Source organism: Bordetella sp. FB-8 (genome assembly GCF_000382185.1).
Classification (GTDB): domain Bacteria; phylum Pseudomonadota; class Gammaproteobacteria; order Burkholderiales; family Burkholderiaceae_B; genus Bordetella.
Genome location: NZ_KB907784.1, coordinates 2751176 through 2763492, shown reverse-complemented (window position 1 = coordinate 2763492; position 12317 = coordinate 2751176). Strand labels below are relative to the sequence as shown.

11 protein-coding genes are annotated in these 12317 nt (G+C 62.0%); 6 read left to right on the top strand and 5 right to left on the bottom strand.

All coding sequences use genetic code 11. The annotated features are described in order from the left end of the window. Positions 1-7: 7 nt before the first annotated feature. Positions 8-847, bottom strand: coding sequence for an amidohydrolase (locus H143_RS0113255; protein ID WP_019938731.1), 840 nt, complete (start codon positions 845-847; stop codon positions 8-10). Between the two features lie 111 nt (positions 848-958). Between H143_RS0113255 and H143_RS0113250 the strand changes: the two genes are divergently transcribed. Beyond that, positions 959-1912 (top strand): LysR family transcriptional regulator, encoded by a 954-nt coding sequence (locus H143_RS0113250; RefSeq protein ID WP_019938730.1) that lies wholly within the window; start codon positions 959-961, stop codon positions 1910-1912. A gap of 232 nt (positions 1913-2144) precedes the next feature. After that, positions 2145-3041 carry a LysR family transcriptional regulator gene (locus H143_RS0113245; RefSeq protein WP_019938729.1) on the top strand — a complete coding sequence of 299 codons (897 nt, stop codon included), beginning with the start codon at positions 2145-2147 and terminating at the stop codon, positions 3039-3041. Between the two features lie 28 nt (positions 3042-3069). On the opposite strand, the gene H143_RS0113240 is transcribed toward H143_RS0113245, so the two are convergent. Together H143_RS0113240 and H143_RS0113235 are read right to left on the bottom strand one after the other, a co-directional pair. Further along, entirely contained in the window at positions 3070-4407 is a 1338-nt protein-coding gene (locus H143_RS0113240; protein ID WP_019938728.1) for a lyase family protein, read from the bottom strand. A 12-nt stretch (positions 4408-4419) separates the two neighbouring features. Beyond that, complete coding sequence (locus tag H143_RS0113235) at positions 4420-5757, bottom strand: MFS transporter (protein ID WP_019938727.1); 1338 nt, start codon at positions 5755-5757, stop codon at positions 4420-4422. A gap of 544 nt (positions 5758-6301) precedes the next feature. On the opposite strand from H143_RS0113235, the gene xth reads away from it, so the two are divergent. Continuing rightward, positions 6302-7084 (top strand): exodeoxyribonuclease III, encoded by a 783-nt coding sequence (gene xth / locus H143_RS0113225; RefSeq protein WP_019938725.1) that lies wholly within the window; start codon positions 6302-6304, stop codon positions 7082-7084. A 97-nt stretch (positions 7085-7181) separates the two neighbouring features. Here the strand turns inward: xth and H143_RS20660 are convergent, their stop codons facing one another. Beyond that, the gene (locus H143_RS20660) at positions 7182-7793 is read right to left on the bottom strand and encodes a methyltransferase domain-containing protein (RefSeq protein ID WP_019938724.1); all 612 of its coding nucleotides are present in this window, start codon (positions 7791-7793) and stop codon (positions 7182-7184) included. Between the two features lie 264 nt (positions 7794-8057). Here H143_RS20660 and H143_RS0113215 point away from each other — a divergent pair, with 264 nt between their 5' ends. The 3 genes from H143_RS0113215 (at position 8058) to H143_RS0113205 (ending at position 10668) form a co-directional block, all read left to right on the top strand. Further along, positions 8058-8720, top strand: coding sequence for a response regulator (locus H143_RS0113215; RefSeq protein WP_019938723.1), 663 nt, complete (start codon positions 8058-8060; stop codon positions 8718-8720). Next, positions 8717-10069 (top strand): HAMP domain-containing sensor histidine kinase, encoded by a 1353-nt coding sequence (locus H143_RS0113210; RefSeq protein WP_026350033.1) that lies wholly within the window; start codon positions 8717-8719, stop codon positions 10067-10069. Before H143_RS0113215 ends, H143_RS0113210 begins: the two co-directional genes overlap by 4 nt. Before the next feature lie 89 nt (positions 10070-10158). Further along, positions 10159-10668, top strand: coding sequence for a DUF2127 domain-containing protein (locus H143_RS0113205; protein WP_033366568.1), 510 nt, complete (start codon positions 10159-10161; stop codon positions 10666-10668). 64 nt (positions 10669-10732) lie between these two features. Here H143_RS0113205 and H143_RS0113200 read toward each other — a convergent pair whose 3' ends face one another. Continuing rightward, complete coding sequence (locus H143_RS0113200) at positions 10733-12115, bottom strand: sensor domain-containing diguanylate cyclase (RefSeq protein WP_081627048.1); 1383 nt, start codon at positions 12113-12115, stop codon at positions 10733-10735. Between the last annotated feature and the right edge of the window lie 202 nt (positions 12116-12317).

Here is a 12317-nt window from a genome sequence, read left to right as displayed (position 1 = left end):
CTCCTCATTATTGAAATTTGAAAAAAACGCAAGGCGTGTCTGCCAACACACGCCGCAGCAGGACGGGGTCGTCCAGCCATTCGGTAAACCACTCGGCCAACCATGCAAGGGTGGCGGCATAGCAGGTCCGATCCTTGTGCTCGGTGTGCGGCCAGTCGCTACCCCACATGAGCCGTTCGGCACCAAAGACGTTCAGCAACTCACGCGCAGCCTGCAGCGCGGCCGCGTGACCGGAACCGTCGTCGGCCCAGTTGCGATAAGGGGCCGAGAGCTTCACCCAGACCCGGCCCGTGTCGGCATAGCGCAACAAGGGCGTCATATCGTTGACTGCGGCGGGACGTCCGAAATGGTCGACCACGATCCGGCATCCCGCATCGAGCAGGGCCGGCAGAATTGCAGGCAGGCGTTCTGCCTGGGCATGGACTTCAACGTGCCAGTCCAGCGCATTGACGCGCTCGAGCAGACCGCGCCAGGGTTGCCGGGTCAGCGCCGGATTGGACAGCCCGAACAGATTCAAGCGCATGCCCGTGACGCCGGCCCGCGCCATGTCACGCAATTGCGTTTCGTCGATCAGCGGATCCACCACCGCCACGCCGCGCAACCGCTCGGGATGCTCCCCCAGGACTTGCATCAGGTAGCGATTGTCGGTGCCCAGAAAGCTAGGCTGCACCAGCACCCCGCGGCTCAGGCCGTGGGCATCCAGCAGGGCCAGGTAGTCCCATGGCAAGGCGTCGCAGTCAGGCGTGTAGCGCCGCAGGTCTGCCAAGGGAAGATCGCGCGTGAAGACATGGGCGTGCGTGTCGATACAGCGGATGCCGGATCGGCCGAAGTCGGCAGTCGGAAACAAGCGGTGCGCTCCTATAGGGAAGCCAAAGCGGATGCGTTACCGAGCGCATTCTAGGCAAGACTATCTATCACACCCTATAGTCTCAAAATCATTTATTCATATCGATTCAATATGGAAACCAGACACTTACGGCATTTCCTGGCGGTGATCGACCATGGCAGCGTCAGCCGCGCGGCGGCCTGGCTGGGCATGGCCCAGCCCGCGCTCAGCCAGTCCCTGACCCGCATGGAACAGGAGCTGGGCGTGAAACTGTTCGATCGCTCGCGCCGAGGCGCGCAGCCTACGCCGGCGGCCCTGTCCATACTGGAGGATGTGCGCGTCAGCGTGACCCGCATCGATGCCGCCGCCCAGCGGGCCCGCGACATCGCGCGCGGCAGCGCCGGGCGCCTGACCATAGGCCTGGTGTCCTCGGCTTTATTCGATATGCTGCCGCGCGCCCTGCGAGCACTGCGCCGCACAGCGCCGGGCGTGCAAGTGGTGTTGCGCGAGATGAGCAATGCCGAGCAGGCCGAGGCCCTGGCCGCCGGCGCCATCGACATCGGCCTGATGCACACGCCGGTGGCCGTGGCCGGCCGCATGCGCGAACGCCTGCTGCTGCGCGACCGGCTGGTGGCGGCGGTGCCGAGCGATTTCGAGGTCGATGACGACGGCTGCATAACGCTGGCGCGGATCGCCGAGGCGGGCTTGGTGCTTTATCCGCGCAGCCAGCTACCGGTGCTGTATGCCGGCATTCTCGACGCCCTGCGCAAGGCAGGCCTGGAGCCCGTGGTGTCGCAAGAGGCCAACCGCACGCTGACCGTCCTGGCCTGCGTTGCCGCAGGCTGCGGGGTGGCCTTGTTGCCCAGCTGGATACGCTCGCTGGATTTTCGCGGAGTGCGCTTTTGCGAGGTGCGAGACGGCAAAGACCTGCCCAATTTCAATCTGAGCGCGATCTGGCCCGCCCGGTCAGTACCTACCCTGGCCGACCTGTTCGCCGGTCTGGACCTGGACGGCACTCAGGAGCTGGCACCTTGGGATGCAGAAAATCATAGGCGTCCAGCTATGGCATTTAATCAGGCGAATTAGCTTAGACATCGCATTTCAGCTTGCCCGCTGCCCGCATGATAAGTGCACCTATTTGCCCGCATGCACTATATGATGACTGCGGCTAATTTCCGGCATATCAACTGTTGCCCGCTTTGTCCCGACGGGCAGGACTGCTCCCATCTTGCTCCCAAAGACGATTCCAGGCATCCCACGGCCCGCCGCGGCAGAGCAGCTCTTTGCGAAGCTGATCCGAACGACGAAACTGCGCAATTTGCAGATCGCCGTATCCGTTGCGGAATTAGGCAGCCTGCAAAAAGCCGCGCAGGTGCTGCGTTTATCCCAGCCCGCGGCGACAAAGGCGATAGCCGATCTCGAAACGCAGCTTGGCATGCCGCTGTTCGAACGGCATGCGCGCGGCATGCGTCCAACTCGCGCAGGATACGAAATCATCCCGTTCATCCGGCGGGTCATCGACGACACGCGCAGTTGTGCGGAGCGTGCGATCCACCACCGCCTAGGCGCCACATCGACGCTGCGCATCGCCTCCGTAGGCGCGGGTATCTCGGGACTGCTTGCCAGCGCTCTCGGGAAGTTCAATCTTCAATATCCCGATATTGCCGTGGAGGTGCATGAAATCGACGTCTACGGAGTCGCCAAACTGACGGCCGAAGACGGAGCCGACCTAATCATTTGCCGCCATCCCGGCGAAATCGCGCAGGGCCATGTTTTTGAAGCCCTTCTGGATGACACGCATGTATTGGTGGCGCCCAGAAATCACGCGTTGGCAGGCGCTCGGAACATCACGCTGGAACAACTGGCCGGTTTCACATGGCTATTGCCGCCCGGCGGCGTTCCTGCACGCGGGATTTTCGAATCTCTGTGGTCTGACGCAGGCATGGCACAACCGCATTTATGCACGATGCAGACCCGCTCGCCGTTGCTGACAGCATCCCTGGTCAATCAACTCGGACTGATCGCCATCGTTCCTTTCACCATTGCGCGGCCATCGTTCGAATCCGGCAACCTGATTGAACTTGGCTTCAAAGGATTGGGCGGAATCGGCCCCATGGGAGCGTTGTGGCGTAGCGCCAACATGGCCGCCTGCGTTGCGCCGATGCTTGAAGTGCTGCGCGGCGGCGACGGTTCAACTCGCTTGCGGCCCGTATAACCAACAAACAAGCACGCGGATGCTTTGCTCAGCCCGGCCGCTGCACAACGATGCCGAGTGATTCCAGCGTCCGATCCACGATCAGCGCAGCCTGACCGACATCTGTCTGGACACTTGCCAGGTCCATGCCTTCGAACAGGCCGCATGCCTGGGGATCGTGCGCAATGGCCTCGAACAGGCTCTGGCCGTTCTGTAAGGCCTGCTGCGTCAGCCGGTGCAACACGGCATGCGCGCTGCGTCGGCCAATTTTCGGCGCGAGCCTCAGCGTCAATGCTTCGGCATAAACAAGACCTCGAGTACGGGAAATGTTGTGCAGCATGTTCTCAGGAAAGACCTGCAAACGCCCCAGCAACGCGGCCATACACGACACGAGTTGCCCAAATTCGATGCAAATGCGAGCTAGTTCTGAATCGTGATGCGAAGAATCGCGCTCGTATATGACAACCATCCAATCCAACAGTACAGGAAGCATGGCGGCAACCTCCCGCGATTTGGCCATAACCTCGATACACAGGTTCGGGTTGCTCTTGTGCGGCATGGTGGAGGAGCCGACCGAGCTCGCAGCCTCCCCGAGCTCGCGGATGTCGTCGCCCTGCAGGATGAAGATTTCCTGACTGATTTTTCCATAGGTCTTTGCGCAGATCGCGAGGATTGCGCCCAGCTCGGCATAGCGGTCAAAAGAACCCTTGATGTCGATGGCTTCGCAAGCGCCGAGTCCCAACTCTTGGAGTACCGCCGCTTCGATTTCCGGCCCTGCGCCGCCGAGAATCGAATAGGTCCCCACCGCCCCGCTCACTACCCCTCCTTTAGTGATGGCACGCCAGGCACGCAGTCGCTGCAGGTTGCGCCGATTTTCGTTCAGCCAAACCGCGACCTTGAAACCGAAGGTGATAGGCATGGCGTGGCGCCCAAGGGTTCTTCCTATCATTGGCGTGGCCCGATATCGATGCGCCAGGCTCGCCAAGTCCTGCTCGATGCGCAGCATGGCTTCGTCCAGGACATCAACCACATCGCGCAATTGCATGAATTGAATGGTGCGCAGGACGTCCGCGGTTGTGGTGCCGTAATGGATCCACTCGGCGGCGTCGGCGGGCAACTGCTCAGACCATGCATCGAGTATCGCCACCATGGGATGGCCTGCCTTCTGCAGCGCTTGCTCGGCTGCTTCCGGGCGAACCCATTGCGCCGAGACCCGAGCGCAGATCGCCTCAGCCGCGCTTGATGGAATGACGCCATGATGTGCCTGGACTCGAGCCAGGGCGCCCTCGAATTGCAATACCCGCTCTATGGTGGCGCGCTGCGAGAAATTTTGCGCGATACGCGCACGCACGCCGCAAGGGTCCAAAATATCGCGATGTTCAAACATGGGAAAACTCGATCAAGCGTTTGGCTGGCGATATTCGGGTAACTCACCGCCAGTCTCCGGCATTGCCATAGCCGCCAGGGCGGCGACCAGGCTGATGCCCGCGACGTACCAGGCAGGCGCGGCTGGCGAACCGGTGAAATGAATCAGCCATGTCGTGGCAAATTGCACCGTACCACCGAATACGGCCACGCCGATCGCATAGATCGTTCCCATCCCCAGTGCGCGCGACTCAGGCCTGAACAGTTCCGGAACGGCGATCAGGGAAGCACCGCCGGCCAGGGCATTGATGATCGCAAGGCAAGCGCATACGACCATGAGAGACAGGACACTAGGAAAAGCGACCAGAAACTTAAAAAGAGGAACCAGCACTACGACTGCGACGACTCTCGGGTAGATCATGAGCGGGCGTCGGCCGAACCTGTCGCACAGCATCCCTCCCAACAGTGCGAAAACGAATTGGAAAATCCCGATGATAACGGTGGCCACGAGCGCCACTCGAACCGGCATTTTCAGCGTGTGGATCGCGTAGGTCGTCATGTACAGCCCGAGGTAGGCGGTCACCGCCCCGCCTGCTATGACTACCGTAGCGGCAACAAACAGCTTGATTCCTATGCCGTGACGCGCTCGCGTTGCGTGCGAGACCTCTCTACGTTCGGATTTATGAAGCACCGTCTCTGGCATCCTACGCCGTAGAAAGACCGTCAGCGGCACCAGCAAAGCGCTAAAGAGAAAGGGAATGCGCCAGCCCCAGGACTGCAGTTGCCCGGATGTGAGGACCAGACTGGTCGAAAGTCCCAACACTCCTGCCAGCAATACTCCAATGCCTTGACTGGCCATCTGCCAGCCCTGGTAAAGCCCGCGCCTATTTTTGGGCGCGATCTCGATGAGAAATGCGCTGGCGGGGCCGACTTCGCCGCCCAAGGCCAAACCTTGTAGCAGCCTGCAGACCACGACGATGATCGGAGCGGCGATACCTATCGAAGCATAGGTGGGCGTGAGCGCGATCCCCAGGGACCCCAGTGTAATGAACCCTATGGTCCAGAGCAGCGCGGCGCGCCGGCCGATCGTGTCACCCAAGTAGCCGAAAAGAATGCCGCCCAAAGGACGGGTGACGAAGCCGACACCGAACACCGCCAGAGAAACAAGAAGACTCGTCAGCGGATGATCGGCAGGGAAGAATGCCTCCCCGATGAAGATCGCGAAAATGGCATAGACCAGAAAATCGAAAAATTCCAGTGCGTTTCCGGCCGCGACCGCCGCGATGACTCCCGGCGTGACGCGCGGATTGGTCTGTTGTCCGGCCAGAAACTTGCTCGTGTCGTCCGTTTTTTGTGCTTGCGTCATATCCATGCGCTGTCTCCTCTCATATGTGCAACTCCCTTTTCCCTATCCAAGGCATGGAGTCTGCACGCAAGATAGCAAGCGCGATTTCACGCGTCTAATATCAATATCGTGCAACTCATTCCATTTTCAAATAGCTCGGAAAATCGAAAGGCGCCAGGGGTAGCCGAAAGGGTGGTGAACTATTTGCCCAAGCGCGAGCGACACTCGACTGCCAGGGATGGATTTTTAAGGATGGTCTGAGTAACACACCAGCCGAACGAAACTCATCGATCCGGCGCGCCTGATTTTCATCAGACAGAAATAATGCTCAAAGTGCATGTCGACTTGAAAATTACTCAGACCTTCCTTATGGTTCCCCAGCCCTCCCTCTTGGAATCTGCCTTTCTCAATATCTTCATCAACAAATAGAGTTGAAAACTGCTACTTTTATGCAACACATGAAACAGCAATGACACTGAACAAAAAACTGGGTAGCTCGGAGGGTAGCTAGACGCTAAATCAGATCACCCATGAAAATTAAATTATTGAAAACAAACAAATTATTTTTTAAATGAAACTCGCCACCTGGAACGTCAACTCCCTGAACGTGCGCCTGCCCCAAGTACTGGACTGGCTGGCCGCCAATCCCGTCGAAGCGCTGTGCCTGCAGGAGCTCAAGCTCGCCGACGACAAATTCCCGCTGCAGGCCTTCACCGACATCGGCTATCACGCCGCCTGGGCCGGGCAAAAGACCTACAACGGCGTGGCCGTGCTGTCGCGCCAGCCGGGCCAGGCCGCGGTGCGCAACATCCCGGGCTTCGACGATCCGCAGCAGCGCGTGATCGCGGTGACCCTGCCCAGCTCCGCGGGCGATGTGCGCGTGATCTGCGCCTACTGCCCCAACGGCCAGGCCCTGGACTCGGAGAAATACCCCTACAAGCTCGAATGGTTCGCCGCCCTGCGCCGCTGGCTGCGGGAAGAAATGGCCGCGCATCCGCGCCTGGCCGTCCTGGGCGACTACAACATCGCCCCGGCCGACGAGGACGTGCACAATCCCGATAAATGGGTCGGCCAGGTGCTGGTCTCCGAGCCTGAGCGCGCCGCCTTACGCGGCCTGCTGGACCTGGGCCTGACCGACGCCTTCCGTCTCTTCGAGCAACCCGCCAAGTCCTTCAGCTGGTGGGACTACCGCCAGTTCGCATTCAAGCGCAACGCGGGTTTGCGCATCGATCACATCCTGCTCTCGGACCCGCTCAAGTCGGTCTGCACCGGGTGCCTCATCGACAAGGGCCCCCGCGGCAACGAACAGCCTTCGGACCATGCGCCGGTGATCGCCACGCTGGCCCTGGACTGAGGCACCAAACTGCCGCTCAACGCCAGGAACCCGGCGACGTTCGTGCGCCTAATGATGCGGCTGGCCGAAAGCAACAATCTGTACGGCCAGACTTCGATCACACACTTCGATTTGTGATTTCGCGCGCGGATGCGAGTCCGGGCGCGCGCAGCTGCATCGTCACAATCCGGGCCGGCGGCAGGTTCGCCCAGACCAGCCGGCTCGACAGCAGGACGAAATCGTCGCCCGCGCCAGCCATGCCGCGGGTCGGCCGGATGTCGTAGGAAAACTGGATGACCACGCCTCCCGGGCGCAGGACCTGGCGCCACTGGCCGACGACGGCCTCGGCCTCCTGGCTCGGCAGCGACCGCAAGGGCAGGCACGAGACGATGGCATCGACGCGCAAGTCCAGCGGCAGGCTGCGCGACAAATCGGCGGCGTCGGCATGCATCACCGGCACGTCGGGAAAGCGTTCGCGCAGATGCCGGACAAAGGCGGCGGAACGCTCGACCACGATCAGCCGGTCGGACGACACGCCGTTTGCGAGCAGCGCGTGCGTAACCGAACCGGTCCCGCCCCCCAGCTCAATGACCGCGCCGTCGCCCGCAGGCACCTCGTGCGCCAGCCGGGCTGCGAGCCGCCGCGAACTGGGGCAAATGGCGCCGACCGATCGGGGCGCGCTCGCCCATTCCTGCGCGAACAAGCGGGATGTCTGCACGAAGGTTTCCATTATTGCACCGCCTTGAGACTGGAGACCTTGGCCATCGAAGCGGCGGCAGACGCATCGGCCAGGCAGGCGATAATTTGTTCTTTCATCGGTTCTCCTTCGAAACCAGCGGCTCGATGGCCGCGATGCAGAGCAGTCTACCAACTGGACACTAAAGCCAGCGTGAAGGCGGCGCGGCGCGGCCGGCGCCCCTCTTAACCTTGTGTTAACGGTCCGGCAGGTAAGCTCAGAAGCCTTGCCGCAGCATGATTGGAACAGGAAGACGGAATGCGAATATTGCTGATTGAAGACGATTCGCTGATCGGCGACGGCCTGCGCCTGGGTCTGCGCCGGGAAGGCTTCGCGGTGGACTGGGTGCAGGACGGCGAGGCCGGCGCGCTGGCATTGCGCACGACTTCCTACGGATTGGTGCTGCTCGATCTGGGTTTGCCCAGTCAGGGCGGCATGACGCTGCTGGCCGCGCTGCGCCAGCGCAACGACGCGACGCCCGTGATCATCATTACGGCGCGAGACGGCGTTCCGGACCGCGTCGCCGGACTGGATGGCGGCGCCGACGACTATCTGGTCAAGCCCTTCGCGCTCGAGGAACTGCTGGCGCGCATACGCGTCGTAAACCGCCGGCAGGCAGGACGGGCACAGGCCCTGCTCGTGGTCGGCGCATTGCGCCTGGATCCGGTCCAGCACCGCTGCTGGCTGCATGACGAGGAAATTGCCCTCACGGCCCGCGAGTTCGCGCTGATCGAAGAGCTGATGCGCGACCCCGGCGCAATCGCCACGCGCGAGCAGCTGGAGGAACGCCTGTACGGCTGGAACGAGGAAATCGAAAGCAACGCGATTCCGGTGCACATCTACAACCTGCGCCGCAAACTAGGAACAGAGGCGATCCGCAATGTGCGCGGCGTGGGCTACCGCATCGGGGAAATCGCATGAGCTCCGTGAGAATGCGCCTTTCGCGCTGGTTCATGTCGTCGCTGCGCCGGCGCTTGCTGCTGTGGCTGCTGCCGGCCACACTGCTGGCCGGCGCCGTGGGGAGCGTGGCGACATGGTGGGGCTCGCTCGATGACCTGGACGATCTGTTGAACGACCAGATGAAAGCCATTGCGCAGCACGTCGTGGTCGAAGCCGACGGGCGCCTGTCGCTCACGGGCGTAGACCGTGAGGGCCGGCTTTCCGGCCAGCAGCCGAACGGCGTGCTGCTGCAGGTCTGGCGGGGCAAAAGCCTGGTTTTCAGCAGCGACCCATATTCGACGCTGCCGCCGCCGCAAGGGCCGGGCCTGGCCGACGAAACCGTCGACGGCCATGTCTGGCACACCTTCGTCAGCCGCAGCGGCGACACGCTGGTGCGCGTGGCACAGGTGCGGCTGGCACGCTGGGAGACGCTCGCGGAAATCTCCGTGCAACAGTTCTGGCCGGTGCTTTCGCTCACGCCCCTGATTGCCTTGTCCTTGTGGTTCGGAATCGGCTATGGCCTGAAGCCGCTGAGCAGGATCGCCTCGGGGCTGAAATGGCGCGACGCGAACAATATGCAGGCCATCGAGACCGCCGCCATGCCGACCGAGGTCAAACCGCTCGTGGATGCGCTGAACGACCTGCTTGAACGGCTCGACCACGCCTTTACGCTGCAAAAGCAATTTATCGCCGACGCGGCGCACGAACTGCGCACGCCGATCATGGGACTGGGCCTGCAGGCCGAACTGCTGCCGCAGGCGGCAAGCAGCCAAGAACGCGACGAAATCGTCGCGCGGATCCGGACGGGCGCGGTGCAGCTTACCCACCTGGCCGGACAATTGCTCACGCTGGCGCGGCTCGATCCGGATGCGGGCCATGCGCACTGGCATGTCGTGGATCTGACGCAGCTTGCCCGCTCAGTCGTCACGGACCGGGAGCGCCTGGCCGCTGCCAACCGGATCGACCTGGGCGTGACCAGCACGCAATCCGTGTTCGTCCAGGGAAACGCCGACAATTTGCGCGTACTGCTGAACAACCTGGTCGACAATGCCATCCGCTATGCTGGCGTTCAGGCGCGCGTCGACGTAACGGTGCGCCGGAACGATCCCTATGTGGTGTTGGAGGTCAGCGACAACGGCCCAGGCATACCCAAACCGGAGCGCGAGCGCGCCTGGGAACGCTTCTACCGCGGCAGCGGACACACCGGAAACGGCAGCGGACTGGGGCTGTCCATCGTGCGGCGCGTCGCCGAACAGCATCATGCAACGGTGGCGCTCGATACCGGGCTGGACGGCAAGGGCTTGACGGTCAGCATACGCTTTGCGGCATGAGCGCCGGCGGCGCATTCTATGCCGATGCCTGTCCGCGCAGGAAACAGAAAAGGCAATGCCTGCGATACAGGCAAGGGGAAGAAAAATCCGTGACCGACTTGAACAACTCGACCTATGGAAAGCGGCTGCACCTGGTTTTCGAATGGACGCTCTGGCTCAAGGCGGTTTTCGCGCTGTCGGAAATCCTTGCCGGCATCGCGGCGTATTTCGTGCCGCAGTCGTTTTTGCTGAATTGGGTGCTTTGGGTCACGAAGGACGAGTTCGCCGAGGATCCGCATGACCTTGTCGCCAATTTCCTACTTCATGCCGTGCAGCACATGTCTGTCGGCACCCAGAAGTTCGCTGCCGTCTACCTTCTCGGGCACGGCGCGGTAAAGCTGTGGCTCATCGTAGGCCTGCTGCGGGAGAGGCTTTGGTTCTTTCCCGTATCGATCGCAGTCTTCGGTTTGTTCATCGCATACCAGCTCTACCGCTATTCGTTCACGCATTCCATCTGGCTGCTGCTCATCACCGTGCTGGACGTCGCGGTCATCGCCATCACCAGGCAGGAGTACCGGTACCTGCTGAACAAGCGCAGGCTGCGCGCGCTTACCGGGTGACATCGCGCGGCTACTAGAGTCCAGAACCTTGCAATGCCAACGACTGAAGGGAAACCTCTCTCGATCAGACGCACTCGATGCGGTTGCGTCCTTTCTTCTTGGCGCGATAGAGCGCCTGGTCGCTGCGCGAGAGCGCGGCTTCGGCGGCCACGTCATCCATGCGCATTTGCGTGACCCCGATGCTCACCGACAGCGGAATCGTCTCCTGCCCGCAGGACAACGACTGGGTCGCAAGGCGCCGCTGGATACGTTGCCCGACCACGCGCGCGTCATCCAGATCGGCCAGCGTCAGCAGCACGGCAAACTCCTCGCCCCCCAGGCGTCCCGCCATGTCGACGCTTCTGAGCTCCATCCGCAGAATGTCGGCGAAATGCCGCAGCGCTTCGTCGCCGACCGCATGCCCCCACCGGTCATTGATGGCCTTGAAGTGGTCGAGATCGAACATCAATATGGCCGCGGGCAGGCCATTGGTCCGGCGCAAATAGGCGAAATGGGCTTCGAGGCAACCCATGAAATGGCGGCGGTTGGCGAGCCGGGTAAGCCCGTCCGTGGTCGCCAGCTCCTGCAGTTCGGACTCGATACGCTTGCGTTCGGTGATATCGGTAATGAACCCGTGCCATACCGTGGCGCCTTCCGACAGTCTTTGCGGCTTCGCATCGCCCAGCCGCCAGCGCAACCCCTGGGCCGGCAGGCACACCCGGTATTCGAGGTGCCACGACGCAAGACTGGCGGCCGACTCATCGAACGAAGCGCGATAAGCCGCCAGATCGTCCGGATGGATGAGCGCCTCGATACAGGTGGCGTCGCGCGCGACCGCCTCAGGCGCCAGTTCATAAATATCCGAAATACCGGCGCTCACGTAAGGAAACGCCATGCGGCCGTCGGGTCCGCGGCTGCACTGGAACACCAGGCCAGGAACCTGGTCGGTGAGATTGGTGATCAGATCGACCGTCTCGCGCAGTTGCTCGGCCATCTCCCGTATCGAGGTGATGTCTGTGCTCGTGCCCACCATGCGCAGGGCGCGCCCCGCGCTGTCGCGGCTCGTCACCTTGCCGCGGCTGCATATCCACTTGTAGCGGCCGTCCTTGCAACGGATGCGGTGCTCGACTTCGTAGCTTTCGGTGCGGCCCTCGAAATGATCCTGCATCGCTGCCTGTACATAGGGCAGATCGTCGGGATGCAGGCGCTGGTAGCTGTCTTCGATGCGATCCGTCAGCTCGTTTTCGGTATAGCCGAGTATGGCTTTCCAGGCCGCCGAGTAGCGGATCTCCCCCGTGACGACATTGCGGTCCCAGATTCCCGTGCCGCTGCCCGCGACGGCAAGGGCAAGCCACTGCGCACGCTCGCGCACGGCATCGAGGTCCTCGCTATTTGTGGACCCAGCTGCCGGTGAACCCGCATCCGGTGTGTCGGCTCGAGGGTCGGCCCATCGTGAAGTAGTAGGCATAGGCATATTGCAACCCAATGGCTCTGCTCCAGGACAATACCATTACCTGTCAGCAGACGCTTCGCTTTCGGTCACCGCGGATCGATGCGACGCCAGCACCGCCGGCACAGCGAGGCCGGCATATTGCCTCGCGTTCGCATACCGTCACGGCCTCGGCCGTCCAGGCCACCTTTGCACAAAAGGGTATTGAGCTGCAGCGCAA

Excerpts from the sequence above, each read along its gene's own strand:
- H143_RS20660 (WP_019938724.1), bottom strand. The coding sequence starts at position 7,793 with ATGGAAACCTTCGTGCAGACATCCCGCTTGTTCGCGCAGGAATGGGCG.
- H143_RS0113210 (WP_026350033.1), top strand. The coding sequence starts at position 8,717 with ATGAGCTCCGTGAGAATGCGCCTTTCGCGCTGGTTCATGTCGTCGCTG.
- H143_RS0113235 (WP_019938727.1), bottom strand. The coding sequence starts at position 5,757 with ATGGATATGACGCAAGCACAAAAAACGGACGACACGAGCAAGTTTCTG.
- H143_RS0113240 (WP_019938728.1), bottom strand. The coding sequence starts at position 4,407 with ATGTTTGAACATCGCGATATTTTGGACCCTTGCGGCGTGCGTGCGCGT.
- H143_RS0113200 (WP_081627048.1), bottom strand. The coding sequence starts at position 12,115 with ATGCCTACTACTTCACGATGGGCCGACCCTCGAGCCGACACACCGGAT.
- xth (WP_019938725.1), top strand. The coding sequence starts at position 6,302 with ATGAAACTCGCCACCTGGAACGTCAACTCCCTGAACGTGCGCCTGCCC.
- H143_RS0113215 (WP_019938723.1), top strand. The coding sequence starts at position 8,058 with ATGCGAATATTGCTGATTGAAGACGATTCGCTGATCGGCGACGGCCTG.
- H143_RS0113250 (WP_019938730.1), top strand. The coding sequence starts at position 959 with ATGGAAACCAGACACTTACGGCATTTCCTGGCGGTGATCGACCATGGC.